The organism is Streptomyces sp. NPDC018019, from assembly GCF_044327805.1.
Taxonomy (GTDB): Bacteria; Actinomycetota; Actinomycetes; order Streptomycetales; family Streptomycetaceae; genus Streptomyces.
The window spans coordinates 1-20,752 of record NZ_JBIRGD010000045.1 but is presented as its reverse complement, the minus strand read 5'-3'; the positions used below and the strand labels follow the sequence as shown (position 1 = coordinate 20,752).

Annotated in this window: 16 protein-coding genes; 9 read left to right on the top strand and 7 right to left on the bottom strand. The window is 70.9% G+C overall.

What is annotated here, in order from left to right:
- Nucleotides 1–177 precede the first annotated feature (177 nt).
- The 6 genes from ACH4FX_RS40335 to ACH4FX_RS40310 all read left to right on the top strand — a co-directional run bounded on the left by ACH4FX_RS40335 (nucleotide 178) and on the right by ACH4FX_RS40310 (nucleotide 10,796).
- Nucleotides 178–1,578, top strand: a complete 1,401-nt coding sequence (locus ACH4FX_RS40335) for a glycosyltransferase (protein ID WP_398486550.1) — start codon at nucleotides 178–180, stop codon at nucleotides 1,576–1,578.
- A gap of 44 nt (nucleotides 1,579–1,622) precedes the next feature.
- On the top strand, nucleotides 1,623–2,681 hold the full coding sequence (locus tag ACH4FX_RS40330) for a DegT/DnrJ/EryC1/StrS family aminotransferase (protein WP_398486548.1): 1,059 nt from the start codon (nucleotides 1,623–1,625) through the stop codon (nucleotides 2,679–2,681).
- A gap of 30 nt (nucleotides 2,682–2,711) precedes the next feature.
- Complete coding sequence (locus ACH4FX_RS40325; RefSeq protein ID WP_398486546.1) at nucleotides 2,712–3,887, top strand: cytochrome P450; 1,176 nt, start codon at nucleotides 2,712–2,714, stop codon at nucleotides 3,885–3,887.
- Between the two features lie 93 nt (nucleotides 3,888–3,980).
- A complete protein-coding gene (locus ACH4FX_RS40320; protein ID WP_398486544.1) occupies nucleotides 3,981–4,172 on the top strand; it encodes a ferredoxin in 192 nt (63 codons plus the stop codon).
- A 66-nt stretch (nucleotides 4,173–4,238) separates the two neighbouring features.
- Nucleotides 4,239–9,416 (top strand): beta-ketoacyl synthase N-terminal-like domain-containing protein, encoded by a 5,178-nt coding sequence (locus ACH4FX_RS40315; RefSeq protein WP_398486542.1) that lies wholly within the window; start codon nucleotides 4,239–4,241, stop codon nucleotides 9,414–9,416.
- 246 nt (nucleotides 9,417–9,662) lie between these two features.
- Nucleotides 9,663–10,796 (top strand): FAD-dependent oxidoreductase, encoded by a 1,134-nt coding sequence (locus ACH4FX_RS40310; RefSeq protein WP_398486540.1) that lies wholly within the window; start codon nucleotides 9,663–9,665, stop codon nucleotides 10,794–10,796.
- Between the two features lie 19 nt (nucleotides 10,797–10,815).
- Here the strand turns inward: ACH4FX_RS40310 and ACH4FX_RS40305 are convergent, their stop codons facing one another.
- Together ACH4FX_RS40305 and ACH4FX_RS40300 are read right to left on the bottom strand one after the other, a co-directional pair.
- Nucleotides 10,816–11,214 (bottom strand): hypothetical protein, encoded by a 399-nt coding sequence (locus tag ACH4FX_RS40305; protein WP_398486538.1) that lies wholly within the window; start codon nucleotides 11,212–11,214, stop codon nucleotides 10,816–10,818.
- A gap of 173 nt (nucleotides 11,215–11,387) precedes the next feature.
- The gene (locus tag ACH4FX_RS40300; protein WP_398486536.1) at nucleotides 11,388–12,188 is read right to left on the bottom strand and encodes an ANTAR domain-containing protein; all 801 of its coding nucleotides are present in this window, start codon (nucleotides 12,186–12,188) and stop codon (nucleotides 11,388–11,390) included.
- A 469-nt stretch (nucleotides 12,189–12,657) separates the two neighbouring features.
- Between ACH4FX_RS40300 and ACH4FX_RS40295 the strand changes: the two genes are divergently transcribed.
- Entirely contained in the window at nucleotides 12,658–13,545 is an 888-nt protein-coding gene (locus ACH4FX_RS40295) for a hypothetical protein (protein WP_398486534.1), read from the top strand.
- Between the two features lie 60 nt (nucleotides 13,546–13,605).
- Here the strand turns inward: ACH4FX_RS40295 and ACH4FX_RS40290 are convergent, their stop codons facing one another.
- The 3 genes from ACH4FX_RS40290 to ACH4FX_RS40280 all read right to left on the bottom strand — a co-directional run bounded on the left by ACH4FX_RS40290 (nucleotide 13,606) and on the right by ACH4FX_RS40280 (nucleotide 17,180).
- Entirely contained in the window at nucleotides 13,606–14,406 is an 801-nt protein-coding gene (locus tag ACH4FX_RS40290) for a GNAT family N-acetyltransferase (RefSeq protein ID WP_398486532.1), read from the bottom strand.
- A 109-nt stretch (nucleotides 14,407–14,515) separates the two neighbouring features.
- Nucleotides 14,516–16,045 carry an amino acid permease gene (locus ACH4FX_RS40285; protein ID WP_398486530.1) on the bottom strand — a complete coding sequence of 510 codons (1,530 nt, stop codon included), beginning with the start codon at nucleotides 16,043–16,045 and terminating at the stop codon, nucleotides 14,516–14,518.
- A 112-nt stretch (nucleotides 16,046–16,157) separates the two neighbouring features.
- Complete coding sequence (locus tag ACH4FX_RS40280; protein ID WP_398486528.1) at nucleotides 16,158–17,180, bottom strand: hypothetical protein; 1,023 nt, start codon at nucleotides 17,178–17,180, stop codon at nucleotides 16,158–16,160.
- A gap of 664 nt (nucleotides 17,181–17,844) precedes the next feature.
- Between ACH4FX_RS40280 and ACH4FX_RS40275 the strand changes: the two genes are divergently transcribed.
- Nucleotides 17,845–18,120, top strand: a complete 276-nt coding sequence (locus tag ACH4FX_RS40275; protein WP_398486526.1) for a hypothetical protein — start codon at nucleotides 17,845–17,847, stop codon at nucleotides 18,118–18,120.
- A 50-nt stretch (nucleotides 18,121–18,170) separates the two neighbouring features.
- On the top strand, nucleotides 18,171–18,362 hold the full coding sequence (locus tag ACH4FX_RS40270; protein WP_398486558.1) for a hypothetical protein: 192 nt from the start codon (nucleotides 18,171–18,173) through the stop codon (nucleotides 18,360–18,362).
- Between the two features lie 154 nt (nucleotides 18,363–18,516).
- On the opposite strand, the gene ACH4FX_RS40265 is transcribed toward ACH4FX_RS40270, so the two are convergent.
- Entirely contained in the window at nucleotides 18,517–19,407 is an 891-nt protein-coding gene (locus tag ACH4FX_RS40265) for an RNA polymerase sigma-70 factor (RefSeq protein ID WP_398486524.1), read from the bottom strand.
- Nucleotides 19,404–20,543 carry an NAD(P)/FAD-dependent oxidoreductase gene (locus tag ACH4FX_RS40260; RefSeq protein WP_398486523.1) on the bottom strand — a complete coding sequence of 380 codons (1,140 nt, stop codon included), beginning with the start codon at nucleotides 20,541–20,543 and terminating at the stop codon, nucleotides 19,404–19,406. The genes ACH4FX_RS40265 and ACH4FX_RS40260 overlap by 4 nt, the downstream gene beginning before the upstream one ends.
- Nucleotides 20,544–20,752: the final 209 nt, after the last annotated feature.

Sequence of the window (20,752 nt, the reverse complement as noted above, 5' to 3'; positions counted from 1 at the left end):
CATTCCGGCGCCTTGCGATCGCACGCACCAGACGACGTGCGCTGATCCGACCGGGGTTCAGACACAGGCTCTAAGGATTTTCCGGTGAGCGGCATGAGATCAAAGTGGGGTGCGGCCAGTCGATCCGCACAGGGGTGCGTTCGCCGGACCCCGCCTGTCACCGCTGAAAGGGAATCCATGGACTCCGCCCGACGGCCGATCCTCTTCGTCAGCCTCCCGGAGAGCGGGCTGGCCAACCCGCTGCTCGTCCTCGCCGAGGAACTCTCCCGCCGGAATGTGCCGGATCTCTGGTTCGCCACCGACGAGCCGCGGCGTGCGGACGTGAAGAAGATCTCGGTCGGATCCCCGGTGGAGTTCGGCTCGCTGGGCGAGGTCGTCTCCGAACTGTCGGCCGTGACCTGGAACGACGAGGTCTACCGGGAGATCACCCAGTCGTCGCGGTTCAAGGCGCACCGCGCGGTGATCCGGCAGTCGTTCGTGCCCGCCGCGCAGAAGGCGAAGTTCGAGAAGCTCGCGGCCGTCGTCGACGAGGTCCGGCCGGCGCTGATGGTCATCGACTGCATCAGCGGATTCGCGATCGAACTGGCCATCTCGCGGAAGATCCCGTTCGTGCTGAGCGTGCCGTTCGCGCCGAGCAATGTACTGACCGCGTTCACACCGTTCGGGAAGCGGTACACCCCGTGGGGCTTCCCCGTACCGCACACCGGACTGCCGCTGCGGATGTCACCGGTGCAGCAGATCCAGAATCAGCTGTTCAAGTGGCGGACGCTGGCGCTCTTCATGTCGCCGAGGATGAGCAAGGTGGTGGCGGAGGACACCCGGCGGCGAAAGGAGCTCGGGCTGGGGCCGATCAGCCAGATGGCGCGTATCGAGAACGCCGAGCTGGTGCTGTGCAATTCGATCGCCGAGCTGGACTATCCGCACCGGACCCCGCAGAACATGCGGCTGGTCGGGGCGATGGTGCCACCGCTGCCGGAGGCGCCGGACGACGACGAGCTGTCGTCCTGGCTGGACGCCCAGTCGTCGGTGGTGTACGCGGGATTCGGGACGATCACCCGGCTGACGCGGGAACAGGTCGCCTCGATGGTGGAGGTGGCCCGGCGCCTTGAGGGGCGCCATCAGGTGCTGTGGAAGCTGCCCTCGGAACAGCAGCACCTGCTGCCGCCGGTGGAGTCGCTGCCGGGCAACCTGCGGATCGAGAGCTGGGTTCCCTCACAGCTGGACGTGCTTGCGCACCCGAACGTGAAGGTGTTCTTCACGCACGCCGGCGGCAACGGCTACAACGAGGGCGTCTATTTCGGCAAGCCGCTGGTCGTGCGGCCGCTGTGGGTGGACTGCTACGACCAGGCCGTACGCGGCCGGGACTTCGGCATCAGCCTGACCCTCGACCGGCCGCGGTCCCTCGACGTCGACGACGTGGTCGACAAGCTGACCCGGGTGCTGGAGACCCCCTCCTTCACCGAGAACGCCAAGCGCCTCGGCGCGCTCCAGCGGGCGGCGGGCGGGCGGGCCTCCGCCGCCGACCTGATTCTCGGGCTGCCGGCCCTGGAGAAGGCGCCGGGACGCCAGAGCGCGTGAACACCGACGAGGCCTGTGCACGTACGAGGAGGATGAGGTAACGGATGTCGTTCAAGTATCCCGTGTCCCGGCCCGCGCTGGGCGGCAGAGAGCTGGAATACCTGACCGCCACGGTCGAGGACGGCTGGATATCCTCACAGGGGCCGATGGTCCAGCGGTTCGAGCGGTCCTTCGCGGAGTACAACGCGGTCGCGCACGGCGTGGCCTGTTCGTCCGGGACGGCCGCGCTGACGCTGGCGCTGCGGGCCCTGGGGGTCGGGCCGGGCGACGAGGTGATCGTTCCCGAGTTCACGATGGTGGCTTCCGCGTGGGCGGTCACCTACACCGGCGCGACACCCGTGTTCGTCGACTGCGGTGACGACCTCAATATCGACGTCTCCCGTATCGAAGAGAAGATCACGCCGCGGACGAAGGTCATCATGCCCGTCCACATCTACGGGCGGCGCTGCGACATGGACGCGATCATGGATATCGCGTTCCAGTACAACGTGAAGGTCGTGGAGGACAGCGCCGAGGCCCACGGCGTCCGGCCGGTGGGGGACATCGCCTGCTATTCGCTGTTCGCCAACAAAATCATCACGGCGGGCGAGGGGGGCATCTGCCTCACCGACGACCCGAAGCTGGCAGGACAGCTGGCGCATCTGCGGGCCATGGCCTTCACCAAGGACCACAGTTTCCTGCACAAGAAGGTGGCCTACAACTACCGGATGACGGCCATGCAGGCCGCCGTCGCGCTGGCGCAGGCCGAACGGCTCGACGAGATTCTCGAAGTACGCCGTGGAATAGAGAAGCGCTACGACGAGGGGCTGGCCGATGTCCCCGGCATCACGCTGATGCCGCCGCGGGACGTGCTGTGGATGTACGACCTCAGGGCCGAGCGCCGGGCGGAACTGCAGACGTTCCTGGCCGGGCACTCCATCGAAACCCGGCTCTTCTTCAAGCCGATGAGCCGGCAGCCCATGTATTTCCACCCCGACTGGCCCGCGCTCAAGGCCAGTGCATTCGCCGAGGACGGGCTGTACCTGCCCACGCACACCGATCTGACCCCTGCCGACCAGGACTTCATCATCGGCAGGATCCGCGCGTTCTACGGCGTCGGCTGACCGGCCCCGCCCCAGAGAGGAATTCCGTCGATGACGCAATCGGACCCGATGGTGGTCGACTTCCCCGTACGCAAACCCGGCGTGCCCTTCCCGCCGCCCGACTACGCCGACTACCGGGACCGGGAGGGGCTGGTCCTCTCCCGCCTGCCCAACGGCGCCCGGGCCTGGCTGATCACCCGGCACGAGGACGTGCGCACCGCACTGACCGACCCCAGGATCAGCTCCAACCCCGCGCACAAGGGGTTCCCCAACGTCGGCACGGTGGGCGTGCCCACCCAGGAGCAGATCCCGGGCTGGTTCGTGGGACTGGACTCGCCCGAGCACGACCGGTTCCGCAAGGCCCTCATCCCCGAGTTCACCGTCCGGCGCATCCGCGGGCTGCGCCCGGCGATCGAGCGCACGGTGGAGGAGCGCCTGGACGCCATGCTGGCCGCGGGCGACTCCGCCGACCTCGTCGCCGACTACGCGCTGCCCGTCCCCTCCCTGGTGATCTCGTCGCTGCTCGGCGTGCCGCCCTCGGACCGGGACTTCTTCGAGTCCAGGACCCGCACCCTGGTATCGCTCCGCGCCTCGACCGACGAGCAGCGCGAGACCGCGGTCAAGGAGCTGCTGCGCTACATCAAGCGGCTGGTGGACATCAAGGGCAAGTGGCCGGGCGACGACCTCATCAGCCGGCTGCTGGCCGCCGGCACGATCGCCCCGCACGAGCTGTCGGGCGTACTGATGCTGCTGCTCATCGCCGGCCACGAGACCACGGCCAACAACATCTCGCTCGGCGTGGTCACCCTGCTGATGAACCCCCAGTGGATCGGTGACGACCGGGCCGTGGAGGAGACGCTGCGCTACCACTCGGTCGCCGACATCGTGTCCCTGCGGGTGGCCGTCGAGGACGTGGAGATCGCCGGGCAGCTCATCAAGGCGGGCGAGGGCATCGTGCCCCTGGTCGCCGCGGCCAACCACGATACGAGTGCCTTCGAGTGCCCCCACATGTTCGACCCCTCCAGGAGCGCCCGCCACCACGTGGCGTTCGGCTACGGCATCCATCAGTGCCTGGGACAGAACCTGGTGCGCGCCGAGATGGAGATCGCCTACCGGAAGCTCTTCGAGCGCATCCCCGGCCTCCGGCTCGCCGTGCCCGTCGAGGGCCTGAGCATCAAGTACGACGGCGTGCTCTACGGCCTGGAAGAGCTCCCCGTCCGCTGGTAGGCGCCGTCCCGTCGAAGAAAAGCCTCTGACCCGTCCGCCCGGCGTGCCTCCGGCCGTCCGGCGGCCCCGATCCATCGCAGGAGAGACAACGGCATGCGTATCACCATCGACTCGGAGCGCTGCGTGGGCGCCGGCCAGTGCGTGCTGTCCGCGCCGGCGGTCTTCGACCAGGACGAGGACGGCATCGTCACCCTCCTCGCCGAGCCCGGCGCCGACGAGGAGTCCAGGGCCCGGATCGCGGGCGCCCTGTGCCCGTCCAGGGCGATCACCGTACACGAGGGCTGACGCCCGCCCCGGGCGATCCACTGCCGGATCCCCGTGACCGAAGCAAGCGATCGACATCCGGGAGTGATGGTGCCCGTCCACGCAGACGACTATGTGATCGGTGCGCCCGCCGACGCGACCGCCGTACCGGGAGGCCACACGCTCCCCGAAGTGTTCGCGTCCGCCGTGGCGGCCGCCCCCGACACGGTGGCCCTAGTCGACGGGGACCGCTCGTGGACATGGGCGCGCTGGCGGGCGGACGTCGACGCGCTGGCACGTGGCCTACAGGAGTCGGGGGTCGCGCCCGGCGACGTGGTCGCCGCCCGGCTGCCGAACTGCTGGGAGTTCGCCACCCTGCACCTGGCCGTCGCGGCCGTCGGAGCGGTGCTGCTCCCCGTCCACCAGGACACCACGGCCCTGGAACTCCAGGCGCTGCTGACCCGGACGGAACCCGTGCTGCTCGTCCTGACAGCCTCCGGGGACGAGGGTGCCGCGACGGCCCGTTCGCTCCTGAAGAGCGTGCCCTCGCTCCGCGGCGTGCTGCTGGCCGGGACGCCGGAGGGAGAACGCGGGGCCCCGGAGATCGGATCGCTGGACGGGCTGCTGACGGCCTGGACGGGCAGCGAGCCCCAGCCGGTCGACGTCACTCCCGATATGCCGCTCGCCCTGATCCCCTCCTCCGGGACGACCTCGGCGCGGCCCAAGCTGTGTGTGCACAGCCACGACGGCCTGCTGTCGAACACCGCGGCCGTCACCGCCGAGGCCGCCGACGCCTTCGCCGGTACGGTCCTCACGGCCTGCCCGATGACCCACCTGTTCGGCCTCCAGGCCCTGCACGCGGCGCTGTTCGCCGCCTGCGGGCAGGTCCTGCTCACCGGCTGGGACACGGACCGCTTCCTGGAACTGGCCCGTCAGCACGACCCCCGCGTCGTCTTCGCCGTCCCCGCCCAACTGCGGGACGCCATCGGACGGCTGGCCAGAACACACGAACCTGCGGGCTTCACACCACACCAGGTGCGTACCGCGGGGGCCGCCATCGCGCCCGCGCTCGCCGCACAGGTGCGCGCCGCCCTCGACTGCGACCTGGTCGCGGTGTGGGGGATGTCCGAGATCGGCACCGGCACCCGCACCCGGACCGGCGACCCCGACGGCAGTGTGGGGACGCCGGTCGAGGGCGTGGACGTACGGGTCGTCGACGAGGACGGTGAGCTGTGCGCGGCGGGGGAGCGGGGCGAACTCCAGTACCGGGGCCCGGGGCTGTTCCGCGGCTACTTCCGCGAGCCGGAGCTGACCCGGTCGGCCCTCACCGAGGACGGCTGGCTGCGCACCGGCGACGTCGCGGCCCTCGGCGCGGACGGCGTGGTGGTGCTGCACGGCCGGGCGGCCGAGCAGATCACCACCGGCGGCCGGACGTTCTCCGGCACCGAGGTCGAGGCGCTGCTCGCGGGCCTCGCGGGCCTGGGCCCGCTGGCCGTGGCCGGCGCACCCGACGACCGGCTCGGTGAATACCCGTGCCTGGTCGTCACCGGCCACGCGGACCGTACGATCGGCCTGAGCGAGGTCACCGCCTTCCTGCGCCGGCTGGGACTCGCCGACCACAAGATCCCCCTCGAACTGGTCACCGTACGCGAACTGCCCCTCACCGCCGCCGGAAAGCTCGACCGCCGGGCGCTCAAATGGCTGCTCACCGGCCTCGCGCCGGTGTCCGTTCCGGCCCGTCCCGGCGCGGTCCCGCCGGACACGGCCGAGGAGGCGCTGGAACTCGTCCGCGACTGCGTCGGCCACGTGCTCGGGGACGGCGCTCCGGCCACCCCCTTCTCCCCGGACACGGACTTCCGCCGGCTCGGCCTCGACTCCGTCCTCGCGGTGCGCCTGCGGAACCTGCTGCGGGAAGAGACCGGGCTGCCGCTCCCGGTCACGCTGGCCTTCGACTTCCCCACTCCGCGGGCCGTCGCGCACGTACTGTCCGGACAGGAGGAGCCGTCCGTGAAGGAGCCGTGGCGGGCTCCGGCGGACGACGCCGACCCGGTGGCCATCGTCGGCATGGCCTGCCGGCTGCCGGGCGGCGCCGATTCCCCCGACGCCCTGTGGGACCTGCTCACCGACGGGACCGACGCGATGTCCGGCTTCCCGGACGACCGCGGCTGGGACCTGGACCGGCTCTTCGACGAGGACCCCGACCGACCGGGCACCTCCTACGCGCGCGAAGGCGGTTTCCTGCACGACGCGGGCGACTTCGACGCGGGATTCTTCGGCCTGTCCGACCAGGAGGCGACGGCGACCGACCCGCAGCAGCGACTGCTCCTGGAGGCGGCCTGGGAGACCTTCGAACGGGCGGGCATCGACCCGGCGTCCCTGAAGGGAACCCGTACCGGCGTGTTCACGGGCGCGATGGACCGCGGCTACGCCGCCGCGTCCGCCGCGCCCAGCGCGTGGGAGAGCATGCTCATCACCGGAACCGCCGGCAGCGCGGTCTCGGGGCGCATCGCGTACACCTACGGGCTCGAAGGCCCCGCCCTGACGGTCGACACCGCCTCCTCGTCCTCCCTCGTCGCCCTGCACCTGGCCTGCCGGTCCCTGCGGTCGGGCGAGACCGACCTGGCGCTGGCCGGCGGCGTCACCGTCATGGCGACCCCGGCGCCCTTCGCGCACTTCTCCCGGCTGCGCGCGCTGTCCCCCGAGGCCCGGGCCATGGCGTACGCGGACGCCGCGAACGGCTCCGCGTGGTCGGAGGGCGCGGGCCTGCTGCTGCTGGAGCGGCTGAGCGACGCCCGGCGCAACGGACACCCTGTACTGGCGCTCGTACGGGGCTCCGCCGTGAACCAGGACGGCGCCTCCAACGGACTCACCGCACCGAGCGGACCCGCACAGCAGCGCGTCATCCGCCAGGCACTGGCCGACGCCGGGCTGACACCGCGGGACGTGGACGCCGTGGAAGGCCACGGCACCGGCACGCCGCTCGGCGACCCCATCGAGGCCCAGGCCCTGCTGGCCACCTACGGCCAGGAGCGGCCCCGAGAGCGGCCCTTGTGGCTGGGGTCGGTGAAGTCGAACATCGGACACACACAGGCCGCCGCCGGGGTCGCCGGCGTCATCAAGACGGTGCTCGCGCTGCGCCACGGCGTCCTGCCCGGCACACTGCACGTGGACGCCCCCTCGGCCAAGGTGAACTGGTCCGCCGGAGCGGTACGGCTGCTGACCGAGCCCCGGCCCTGGCCACGCGAGAGCGGACGCGCGCGACGGGCAGGGGTGTCCTCCTTCGGCCTCACCGGGACCAACGCCCACGTCATCCTGGAGGAGGCGCCCGGCGGAGAGACGGAAGGGGCGGCGGGTGCGTCCGGGACGGCCGACGCCTCGGGACCGGCCGACGACACCGCCGTGCCCTGGGTGCTGTCCGCCCGCAGCCGGACGGCGCTGCGCGCGCAGGCGCAGCGCCTGGCCGAGCACGTGGCCACCGTCCCCGGCCTGCGCGCTCAGGATGTCGCCCACGCCCTGGCCACCACCCGTACCCTGCACCGGCACCGGGCCGTCATCAGCGGTCCTGGCCGTGCGCAACTGCTCGCCGCCACAGCGCAGTTCGGAAACGGCGAGCGGGCCGCCGGTGCCACCCTGCACGACGCCGCGCCGGGCGGGCTGGCCTTCGTCTTCTCCGGCCAGGGCAGCCAGCGCAACGGCATGGGCCGGGCGGCGGCCGAGGCGTTTCCCGTCTTCGGACAGGCGCTGCGGGACGTGTGCGCCGCCCTGGATCCCCTGCTCCCGCGGCCCCTGACCTCGGTGATGTGGGCGGCTCCCGGCTCCGAGGAGGCGGCCCTGCTCGACGAGACCACCTACACGCAGCCCGCGCTGTTCGCCGTGCAGGTCGCCCTGTACCGGCTGTTCGAGTCCTGGGGCGTGGTCCCGGACCACCTGGTGGGCCACTCGGTCGGCGAGATCTCCGCCGCGCATGTGACGGGCGTGCTCTCTCTCCAGGACGCGGGCACCCTGGTGGCGGCCCGGAGCAGGCTGATGGGCGCGCTGCCGCCCGGCGGTGCGATGGTGGCGGTACGCATCACGGAGGACGAGGTGGCCCCGTGGCTGACGGAACTGACCGACACGGTGTCGATCGCGGCCGTCAACGGGCCGCACTCCCTCGTCCTCTCGGGCGCCGAGGCCCCGCTCGCCGCGCTCACGGACCGGCTCTCCGCCGCCGGGCACAAGTCCCGCAGGCTCCTGGTGAGCACCGCGCCCCACTCGCCGCTGATGGACCCCATGCTGGAGGAGTTCCGCGCGGTCGTCCGCACCCTGGCCTACGCCGCGCCCGCCGTCCCCCTCGTCTCCACCGTCACCGGCCGCCCGCTGACCGGCGAGGAGGTGCGCGACCCGGAGCACTGGGTACGGCACGTACGGCAGTCCGTACGCTTCAAGGACGCGATCGACCGGGTGCTGGACGAGCGCGGCACCGGCTTCCTGGAGCTGGGGGCCGAGCCGGTGCTCACCCCGATGATCGACGAGTGCCTGGAGTCGGCGGACCCGGGGTCCGGGGCCGCCGTGGTGCCGAGCCTGCGGACCGGGGTCCCGGAGCGGGACGCCCTGCTCACCGCGGTCGCCCGGGTGCACGCCCATGGCACCGCCGTCGACTGGGACGCGGTGCTTCCCGGAGCCCGCCCCGTGGCCCTGCCGACGTACGCGTTCCAGCGGCGGCGGTTCTGGCTGGCACCGGCTCCGGCGGGCGCGGCCGTCACGGCCGCCGCGCCGGACGCCGCGGCCGGGCAGCCCGCCGCCGAGGAACCCGGGAGCCTGGGCGCCCGCCTCGCCACGCTCGAAGACGCCGAACAGAACGCCTGCGTCCTGGCCCTGGTCCTCGCCGAGACCTCGGCCGTGCTCGGCGGCCGGGAGCTGCGCGACGCGGAGGCCGGCCACACGTTCAAGGAACTGGGCGTCACCTCGGTGAGCGCCGTCGAACTGCGCAACCGCCTCATCGAGGCCACGGACCTGCGCCTCCCCGCCACCCTCGTGTACGACCACCCCACGCCGCACGCCGTCGTCCGCCTCGTGCGCGAACGGCTCGCGCGCCCGGCCGCCCCCGCCCGCGATGTGGCCTCGGTCGTCGCCGAGCTGGAGTCCCTGCTCGCAGCCGGTGCGGAGGTCTCCGAGGAGACGGCGGCACGGCTGAAGGCGGTGACCGCGGGAAGCGGCGGCGATTCGGACGCCGACTCCGGTGCGGCTCTGGATCTCACGTCGGCCAGCGACGAGGAACTGTTCCGGCTGATGGACGGAGGGCGTTGACACCGGGGCGCGAAGCGGGACTCGTCCTGTGGCCGGGACGGGCCCGCCCGCCGGCCCGGCTGTGATCAGGACGAGTTCCTCGCGGCCGAGGACGGCGTCGGTCATGTCGGCCACGTACCGGGGACCTGTCAGCCGCGTGTCAGGGACTGCCGACCCGGTATCAGCAGGATGTCGGCGGGGTCCGGCACTGTTCCAGAGAGCCTGCCGGGGCCCACCCGGCAGGCACGGGACACGCGAGGAACCACCATGACCACTGACGTCACGATCATCGGCGCCGGGCTCGGCGGGCTGACCCTGGCCCGCGTCCTGCACCTCCACGGCATCCCGGCCACGGTCTACGAGGCGGAGCCCTCCCCGGCCGCGCGCTCACAGGGCGGAATGCTCGACATCCACGACTACAACGGCCAGCCGGCCCTTGAGGCAGCCGGCCTGACCGACGCGTTCCGGCACCTCATCCTGGAGGGCCGCCAGGCGATACGGGTCCTCGACCGGGACGGAAGCGTCCTGTTCGACAGGGCCGACGACGGGACCGGCGGACGTCCCGAGGTGCAGCGCGGCGAGCTGCGGCAGATCCTGCTCGACTCGCTCCCGTCCGGCACCGTCCGCTGGGGCCACAAGGCCGGCGGCGTCCGCGCCCTCGGCGGGGGCCGCCACGAGGTGACCTTCGCCGACGGCACCACCGTCGCCACGAGCCTGCTGGTCGGCGCGGACGGCGCGTGGTCACGGGTCCGGCCGCTGCTCTCCGACGCCACACCCGAGTACATCGGCCGGTCGTTCGTCGAGACCTACCTGTTCGACGGCGACACCCGGCACCCGGCCACCGCGAAGGCGGTCGGCGGCGGGTCGCTGTTCGCACTCGCGCCGGGCAAGGGCATCCAGGCGCACCGGGAAAGGGGCGACACCCTGCACACCTATGTGGCGCTCACCGAGCCGCAGGACTGGTTCGCCGCCATCGATTTCACCGATGCCGCCGCGGCCGCCGCACGGATCGCGCGGGAGTTCGAAGGCTGGGCCCCCGAGCTCACCGCCCTGATCACCGACAGTGACACCGCGCCGGTCCTGCGTCCCCTCTACGCCCTGCCGGCCGGGCACCGGTGGGACCGCGTACCGGGCGTGACCCTGCTCGGCGACGCCGCCCACCTCTCGGCACCGAACGGCGAAGGCGCCAACCTGGCCATGCTCGACGGCGCCGAACTCGGCAAGGCCCTCGCCGCCCACCCCGGCGACGTCGAAGCCGCCCTCGCCGAGTACGAGCAGGCCATGTTCCCCCGCGGCGCCGAAGCCGCCGCCGAAGGAACCCGGCTCCATGAGTTCCTCTTCGGCGACAACGCGCCCCACGCCCTCGTCACCGCATTCCTCGAAGACCCGCAGGAGCCGTGAGCCACTGCGCCGCGTGATCTCAGACGGGCTCCGGAAGCGAGCCGAGGAGCTCGGTCACGCGCTCGCGCAGGAGTATGTACTCCTCCCAGCGGCGCGGCAGCGGGCCGCGCGGGCGCGTGACGACACGGGCAGCCGTGACGGCCTGGCCATGCTTGAACTGCTCGCGTGTCAGGTCCAGTTCCACTCCACTGGGCAGCCGGTTCCACCAGTGGAAGCCGTGCTGGGACCCGTCCAGATGCACCTCGCCGACCATCAGGTCACCGCCGAAGACATCGTTGACGACCAGGGACGTGATGTCGCAGTGCCCCCAGGCCGGGTTGCCCGGCCGCCAGTCGGCCTGGTCGTCGGGCGAGCAGGTGTCGGCAGCCCAACTGGCCCGCAGGGCCCGGTCGAGATCGAGCAGATTCCAAGGGATCATGCCGCCAGCATGGCAGCCACCACTGACATTCCCGACGGCCCGGGCACCACGGTCACCCGGACCCGCTCGACCCGCCCGGCGGGGTGTGCACAGTCACCCTGACAGCGAGATGCGGCCGGGCTATGGGCCATCCGGGCCTGCGCGACGACGGCGCCGGCTGCGTTGCCCGGCCGTTATTCGCCGGGCGGTGCGGTGCGCTGCCTGGGCACGGTGCCGCACCGGGAGGGCGTTCGCGCCTTGGTCGACGCAGCGGCACCGCCGCCGGCGATGGCGGTCAGCAGTTGCTGCTGGAGCGCTTCGGACAGTTTGTTCTCGTGGGGGTTCTCGACCAGGTTCTGGGCGAGGCGGCGCAGTTTGGTGTTGGTGTTCTGAGAGGTGGCCACCAGGACATTCCAGGCCGCCTCGGGGCTCAGGGCGAAGGTGGCCATCAGGATGCCGCGGGCCAGATCGATGACCGGGCGGGTCTCCATGGCCTGGCGCAGTTGAGCCACCTCCGTACGCAGCTGCTGATCACTGTCCTGCTGCGGGACCCGGCTGTCGGGCGGAGCGGGTGCGGCATCCCCGTCGGCCGGGTTCGCGGCGGTGAACAGGTGGCGGGTGCCGGTGAGGTGCAGGATCCGGTCGACGGCGTGGCTGCTGGTGCGGAGGGCGACGGTCTTGTCCTGGTCCAGGGCCCGGGTGCGCAGGTGCAGCAGCGTGCCCAGCCCGGCGCAGTCGCAGAAGTGCACGCCGTCGAGACGGAAGTCGAGGCCGTGGACGGAATGGTCGAGGGCCGCATGCAGGCCCGGTTCGATGTGCCGGTCGGCGTCCAGGTCGAGCTCTCCCCGGATCGCGACGTCGGTGCGATCGCCGTGCGGGGTGACCTCGATGGACAGCCGGTACGACCCGGACGCTGTCGGCGCCCTGGTGCGGCTGATGACGCGTTCGGCGTCCAGCTCGGTGAAAGGGGGTGCCCAGCGCGCAGGCTCCAGCATGGCCTTCCTCTTCCTGTTCGGCTCATCTGCCCCGTATTCAGCCAGGCTGCCCCATCGACTGACACACGTCAACCAATACATGAAGAACGATACGTGCTTTCGAGTGCGTGAACTATCGCTCGGTGAAATCGGTGCGCGTGTGACGTGCAGAACGCGCCGGGGCGCACGCCGGATGACCATTCGTGACCCGTCACGCCGGGGTGACGGCCACCGCGGCGGCCGGCGGGGCGCACCCACCGCCATGGCGGAGGCCGTCTACATCCTCACGGGCCGAGTGGCTGGGCATGGCGGAGCCGCCCCCATGAGCCCCGTAAAAGTCGCAGGCAACCCGATCATGAACTAGAACTGTTCCTTGCTCGGGTGCACATTCAAGAAATGAGCAATCACGTGACCGGTCTTCTCGCGATCAGAGGGGAAGCCAATGAGGCCAGACGCGGAAGAAGTACCACCTGTAGGCTATGCGGACCCGGTGAGTGAATTGGTGCATACGGCTGTCACTTGTCAGCCCTTGCACACAGTCGCGCGCCTTATCGATTTGCTGGAGCAGTCCCCGCACGGAAAGGGCGCTGCCGACGAGGCGCTGCGGACGGCTGCGACCGAGCTGCCGGTGTACGAGGTGGCCCAATTGGTACATCTGCTGACGCAGCCGCCCCGGCCGTACGACGGCGCCGACCGGCTCTTGTGCACAGCAGCGGAGCAGCGGCCCATCGCCGAAGTCAGCCACCTCATGACGCTGCTGCACAAGCCGCCGCATGCCACGCGCTCCGGCTCGGAGACAACACGTACGGCGGCGGGACGTCGCACGGTGGAGGAACTCGTTCAGCTCATCAACACGCTGATGGCAGAGCGGACGGAGTCCTCTGCCGCCGAGACGTGCGAGCAGACCGCGACACTGATGGACAGCAGTGACGGCCACGCGGAGCAGCGGGACGCAAAAACCCGTCATTTCGCCGCGGAAGCATGGCTCCCACGGATCGCCGGGGCAGGATTGCTCGTGTGCGGAGCGGCACATATTCCGTTGGGGCTCCGCGGCAGTTCTCCACTCGTGACAATGATCGTGGCCATCGGTCTGCCCGCTCTGTGCGTCCTGCTGGCGGCTGGGCTGTTCATCAAGGCCACCGTTATCCCCTTGGCCGCGGGTGCCGCAGTAGCTGCGGCGGCGGTTGCACTGCATCTGCTGAGCAGCGGCCTCATTTCCGCACTGCCTTTCCCCGACGTACTGCGCGGCACGCTCCTGCCACCCCTCCCGGCTTCTGCCGCAGCCGGACTTGCCGCGCTCCTGACCCTCGCCGCGCTGGCGCACAAGGCGGCCGTCTCGCGGTCCCCGGAAGCTGCTGCCGCCCAGTCGGTGGCATGACCGCCGCGGCCCGTACGACGGCATGGCAGGCGCCGTGCCCTCACTCCGTGACGCAGAGGCTCAGCCCTGCAAGCCGTAGAAGTGGATCGGTGTGTTCGGTTTGAAGCCGATACGCGGATATACGGGCGCCCCGGCGACGGTCGCGTGCAACGTGGCGCGGGTCAGCCCGGTGGCCCGGGCGCCCTCGTACAGTGCCTTGCGTGTGACCGCCTCGCCGTAGCCCCTGCGCTGCCACTGCGGGTCGGTGGCGACGAGAATGACGAAGAGGCGGCCCCGTACTCCGACCGTAGCGGCGCACGCCACCGGTACGTCACCTCGCAACGCCAGGTAGGCGTACACCTCGTTCTTCCAGAGTGCCGATCCGGCGAGACCGTCGCGGCCGTCCTCCAGAGGGAATCCGTAGGCGCATGAGTTGAGGTCCGCGTAGGCGAGCAACTGCTCATCAGTGGTCACCCGCGCGAACGTCAGGTCGGGGTGGGACGGGTCGGGGATCGGGAGCAGGTCTCCGGCCATGCCCGTACCGGGGAAGGCGTACTGGAGGCCCGCCTGCTCGGCCGCCGTCCTGAACGTGGCGCGGGCCCCGTCGTCGAGGAGGTCCTCGAAGAGCCACAGGAAGCCGGGGTGCTCCTTCGAGCGCATGATGGCCGCTGCCTGGTGCAGACGCTGCCCGACGAGTTCCGCTCCCGCGTCCACGTCGGTCAGGGTGAGGCAGTTCCAGAACGCGAATCGGCAGTCGGCCCAGCGGACGGCGATGCCCGGGAGGTCCCGTACATCCGCGTCCGCATCGCGGTCGAGCGCCATGACACGCCAGCTCTCGGCGAGCTGCTCCATTGATTCGACGGATTCCGTGGGACGAGTCACCGTACCTCCATGAGGTGTTGAGAGCGGCGGGACTGCTGAGCAGGTGGGGACGACCGGGGCGCCTTTGGGACAGGGGGAACTCTACGTGCGCCCCACGGTTCTGCTGCCATCAGATGATGCCTTCGGCCTCTTCGATCTGGTCGTGGGCGTTCGTCGTACCGGAGCGTGGCACACCATAGGAACGGCGCCCGATGCGCCACCACAGCGCGGCCAGGACGAGGGCCACCACCACGGCGACGGGCGTGTAGTTGAAGCTCGTGGCGGTGACCGGACTGGACTGCGGCAGCAGGAACAGCAACGTCACCCCGGCCGCCCACAGCACCGCCACCCAGCCGATCGGCCGGCTCCAGCGGCCCAGGTGCCAAGGCCCCGGGGTGAACCGTTCGCGGTGGCGCAGCCGCAGCAGCACGGGGATGGCGTAGGCCGGGGTGAAGCCCACGACGGAGATCGCGGTCACCGCCGAGAACGCCGTGGCGGAATACAGGGACGGCAGGGCGAGCAGGAAGGCGACACCGACCGCGAGCCAGACGGCGTTGGCCGGTACGGCGGTACGGCGGCTGACCTTCTGCCAGCGCGACGAACCGGGCAGGGCGCCGTCCCGGGCGAACGCGTAGATCATCCGGCTGGCGGAGGCGGTCACGGTGTAGCCGCACAGGAACTGGGCCACGATGATCACCAGCAGCAAGGTCTTCGCCGTCGCCACCCCGAGCGCGTCCAGGAAGATCTGCGCCACGGGCACCCCCGTGCGGCTGCCCAGCGTCGCGGCGTAGTCCTGCACGGCGAACAGCAACGCGGCCAGCAGAATGCCGCCGGCTATCCAGGACACCGCCACCGAGCGGACGATGCCGCGCGCCGCGGCGACGGAAGCCCGGCTGGTCTCCTCACTCAGATGGGCCGAAGTGTCGTAACCGGCCAAGGCGAAGACCGGCAGCAGCATGCCCAACAGGACCACGTACGTGGGGCTGGACCAGCCGGTGTTGTTGGTGAACTCGGAGAACACGAAGCCGGCGGGCTGGTGGTGGGAGGGCAGGAGCGTCAGGGCGCCGATGATGACGACGGCCCCTGCCAGATGCCACCACGCGCTCAGGGATGTCAGGACGTTCATCAGCCGGGTACCGGCGAGATTGAGCACGGCGTGCAGTGCGAGGATCACCGCGTACACGGCCAGCAGCGAGCCCGGGGTCGGCACGTAGCCGAACTGCAGATTCGCCCAGGCCGCGGTGAAGGTGGCGATGCCGTAGTCCTGGGCCGCTATCCCGCCGAGCAAGCCGAGGAGATTGAGCCAGCCGGTGTACCAGCTCCACCGCTCACCGCCGAGCTGGCGTGCCATGTAGTACAGGCCGCCGCTGGTGGGATAGCGGGAGGTGATCTCGGCCAGCGCCGCCGCCAGGCACAGCACCAGCGGCCCGACGGCGAGCCACCCCCACATCACCACGGCGGGCCCGCCGCTGTTCAGGCCGTAGCCGAAAAGCAGCAGGGTCCCGGACATGATGGAGATGACCGACAGGGAAGCGGAAAAGTTACCGAAAGCGCCCATGCGCCGGTGCAGTTGCTGGGTGTAACCGAGTGCCTTGAGCAGGCGCTCGTCGTCGTCCAGCGGCTCGGACCGCTGGTGTCGTCCATGTGTCGAAATACGCATCGGGAAGCTCCGCACGGGAAGGGCCAAAAGGGAAGGGGACGGGGCGGGAAGGGAACAGGTGGGATGCCGGCGGGCGAGCCCGGTGGCCCCCGGCCGCGGAGTCGGCAGATATTCACGGGCGTCTTCCCGGGCTCGGCGGCCGGACCCGTCTCAGACAGACGCTGCGAGTCCTCTCGAATTCCTCTCGCCACTGGCCCGGATGACGCGTGACGTACTGCCACGGGGCCGGAGTGGCGAAGTCGCCGATGGCCTGGAATACGGTTGCGGCCTCGTCCCGAAAACGGCCCGCCGCCAGCGCGTGCGCCAGGTAGTTCAGGTCGGTCGGAGAGCTGGTGGCCGGGTCGCAGCGGCCGAACCAGTCCTCGAAAGCCTTCTTGACTGCCGGCATGACGGATTCATTGGTCCACCACAGGTTGGGCCTGACCACGCCGCTGCTCCGCCGCGCACGGTAGTCCTCCATATGGGCGTACAGAGGCAGAAGAAGCAACGGCGAGCCGAGCGGCGCCTTGGAAACCGACCAGCGGGCGAAATCCATCGCGACCGCCCGGCGGCTGAGATGTGCCGATCCCGGGCCGGCCTGGAGCACCCGGAGCATGCGGTGCCACGCCTCGCGGCTGAACGGATCGCGCCGGTGGGCCGCTGACAGCAGCCCCCACGGTCCCGCAGGCAGCAGATAATCCGGCGGTGGCGGGGCCAGGCGATGCTCGGGAAAGCGCCCGGTCGTGTCTGTTTCGGCCAGCCCCAGAAAACAGATAGGGGCCACCGGGTCGTCGGGATTCAGCTCGTCCGCCCTGCCGCATGCCTGCCGGGCCCTGTCCGCCAGCTCATTCAAGTGCCGTACCCGCCGGGAGTCCTTCACGGACTGTCTGCTGCGATGAGCGTCCAGTGTCCGTTCGGTGGTCACCCTGGCGTACATCACCTGCGCGGCGATGCTCTGCGGTTCTTCCCGCAGCCACAGCTCGACCACGTTGCGCCGGGCGGCGAACACGCCCAGCACCTGCGTACGAGCGGTCCACTCCCGCCAAGTCCCCGTCTGGGCGAGCACCCGCCGCATCCGCATCCAATGGCCCGCCTTGACGTCCTGCACCGCCGCGTAAAGGGCGATGTCGCGGCCGGCCGGATGGAACTGCACCATCAGCGGTCCGTCCTGTCAGCTGGAGAACGGCCGCCGACACGGGCCTGATGGCCCATTGCGAGGCAGCGCGACACCGGCCCGGCGAAGACTCCGGGCATCCGGAGCACCCGGGACTCACGCAGACCGCCGGGGGAAGGCATCAACGCTCCAATGCGAGGCAGGGCGGGACATGGGGTGGGGAAAGACAGCGGCATTGCCGTCCGAAAAGGATTACTGATTTCCGGCGCTTTCGTACGCTCAACAGCCGTCGTTAACACGCCACTTCTCCCGGACTCCGGGCAGTCGCCGACCGGCCGCTGCCCGGAGCAAACCGGCATGAAGAAGGGCTTTTCGCTGCCGTCCGTACGCGCCCGATCGCGACAGCGACGCGCCTCCGTCACTTCGCCGGAATGGCTTGACGGGTCTGATCCGCGCATTCGCGGGGGAGTGGTGCGGGGTTTGGCCGGATATGGCCCGAGGGCTCGGACTGTTTTCGGCGCGTGGCGCAAACCGGTGATCCCGCTTCCGGAGCCGGCCGGCGAGGTGAGAGGTAAGCGATCTCGGGAGAGGCACTCGGCGGGGCACGATGGCAAGGGCGCGACGGGTTCCGCCGGCCTCGTTCGGCGATGGCGGCCCTGTCACCGGCGTGGCGGCGTACCGTACACGGCAGGAAGGAGGCCCTCCTGTGGACGCCACCCTCAAGACCGTCATCGGCGGTGAGATCGTGGAACTGCCCGGCACCATCGCGGCCGTCCGCGCCCGCCTGGACGATGTCCGGGCCGCAGAGTTCGACCGCCACATCGAGCACGTCCCGGCCGGCGAACTCCCCACCGCGCTGGTGCGCTGGGCGCTGGTCGGCACCGACGCCGACCAAGAGGACGAAGAACTCTTCGAGCGCTTGGCCCGCGGCGAGGACATCGGCGCCACCGACGCCGGCACACCCGGTTCGGAGGTGGCGTGAGCCGCTACCGACTCCAGTACGCCCCGCCTGCCGACCAGGCCCGCCGCGCCATGCCCCGCGCGTTACGGGTCGCCTTCGACAACGGGATGCAACGCCTGGCCGCCGATCCGTACGGACACGGTTCCACCGCGGTCAAGGACGACGGGGACCGACGCGAAGCCGTCGCCAGCGGAGTGGTGGTGCGCTACTACGTCAGCGCCGCGGTCCTGACGGTCACTGTGGTCCGCCTCGTCTACATCTGATGGGCGGGGCTGTGCGCGGGGCCATGGCCGGCTCCTACGAGGGCGACGTCCTCGTCCAGGACGCCACCCTCGTAAAACAGACCCACCGCGATGGCACTCCGGCGCGCTCGTCGGGAGTGCCTCAAGCGCCTCCAGGACCTCGAAGGCGCGCCGATCACACGGTGACCGCCCGGAGCTTCTCCGGATTGCGTACGCAGTAGACGGCCGTCACGACACCGTCGCGGATCTCGACCGAGGTGACCTGGTCGAGTACGCCGTCGATGAGCACCGCGACCGCGGGCATCCCGTTGTAAGCACCGGTGCGGATGTCGAGTTCGCCCATGCGGGCGCCCTTGTCCAGGAGCCCGAGAAGCAGCCTGGCCACCTTGTCCGGCCCGGCCACCGGGCGGCGTACCGCGCTCACGACGCCGCCGCCGTCCGACAGGAACACCACATCGGGCGCGAGCAGGTCCATCAGGCCCTGGACGTCACCGGTCGCCGCCGCCGTCAGGAACCGTTCGGCGACCGGCCGCGCCTCAGCAGGGGAGGCGACCGCGGTGTGCCGCCTTGCACGCACACTGGTGCGGGCGCGCTGGTTCAGCTGCCGTACCGCAGCCTCGGACTTGCCCACCGCGGCGGCGATCTCCGCGTAGTCGAAGCCGAAAACCTCACGCAACACGAACACCGCACGCTGGGTAGGAGGCAGCGCCTCCAGAACCAGCAGCATCGCGGTGGTCACGGCCTCGCCGGTGAGTACGTGGTCGATGCCGTCGGGCGCGTCACCGACAGCTTCGGTCACCAGCGGCTCGGGCAGCCACGGCCCCACGTACTGCTCCCGGCGGCGCACGGCCGACCGCAGCACACCGAGCGCCTGCCGGGTGACGATCCGCGCCAGATAGGCCCGCGTGTTCTCCACCGAGGTTTGATCCACCGACCGCCACCGCAGATAGCTGTCCTGGAGGACGTCTTCGGCGTCGGCCACCGATCCGAGAATTTCGTAGGCGATCGAGAACAGCAGGGCCCGGTGCCTGGTGAACTCGTCCGCGGAATCCGGCCGCTCGGTCACTTCGAACCCCGCAGCCAGGCGTAGGCGGCGGTTCGGGTGCTGAACTTCGCATAGCGGCAGACGCGCTCCTTGGCCACCGCCGCGGCGCGCCCGGCGAAGTAGAGCCGCCGTACGGTGTCGTTCCGGCGGCTGGACTGCAACAACCCGTCGCTCCGGCCCAGGCTCAACGCCTGTCCGACGTACCCCATGGAGTACGGCTCGGGCTCACGGCCTCGGATCATCCGCGCCAGCGTATCCGCCGCGTGTGCGCCCTGAGGCATGGCCGTCGCGCAGGCCGCACGGGAACCGGGAACCGCCGCGCAGTCACCGACGGCGAAGATCCGCGGGTCGGTCACGCTGCGCAGATAGGCATCGACCACCGTACGTCCGTCGGCATCCACCTCGAGCCCGCTGCGGGCAGCCAGGTCGGGCACGCTCCCGATGACGGCCCACAGCGTGAGGTCCGAGGTGAACGGCGAGCGTGCACGGAGATGCACCACATCGGCTCCTCCCGCGCCGACGCCCGGGTCGATCCGCGCGACGGCATCCTCCACGACCTCCACGCCCAAGCGGTCCAGGCCGCTGCGCACGCGCTTGCGCGCACCTGCCGACAGACTCGCGGCGATCGTCCGCCCGACGATGCGTACGCGGAGGTCGGGCCGGCCGAAAGCGATCTCGGACGCCGTCTCGATGCCCGTCAGGCCGCTACCGATGACGGTGACCGTCTGCCCGCCGGACAGCTCGGCCAGCGCGGCCCGCGCCTCCTCCGCACCCTCCCAGGTCCCCACCGGAACGGTGGCCGGCAAAGGGGCGACCGTGCTGCCCACCGCGAGGAACAGGTAGTCGAAGCCGAGACTCGCACCGTCGTCGAGGGTGACCTGGCCGTCGCCGATCTTGTCGACGGTTCCCCTGCGCGTTGTGACACCTTCCCGCAGCATCGACGCCAGCGGGGTGGCCGCGGCTCCGGTGCCGGCGACCTGCTCGTGCAGCCGCACCCGCTCCACGAAGTCCGGACGCGGGTTGATCACCGTGATCTCCGCCGCCTGCACCCTCTTGACCCGTTTGGCCAGCCGGTTCGCCGCGATCGTCCCCGCGTAGCCGGCTCCCACCACCAGGACCTGCATGTGTGCCTCCCATAGTGCGATCAGTCCACACACGGGATGGAGCCCGCCTTGCGTTTGTGACGGTCGAGCCGAGTGACCTGCGTCACTCAGAGATCTGTGCTGTCCCGGCTCCAACGGTGTCGGGGCCGGGGGGCGGGCCCCCCCCCCCCCCCCCCGGCCCCCCCCGCCCCCCCCCCCCCCCCCCCCCCCCCCCCCCCCCCCCCCCCGGTGGCCCGGGTGCCCCGGCGGCGGGCCGGCGAAGG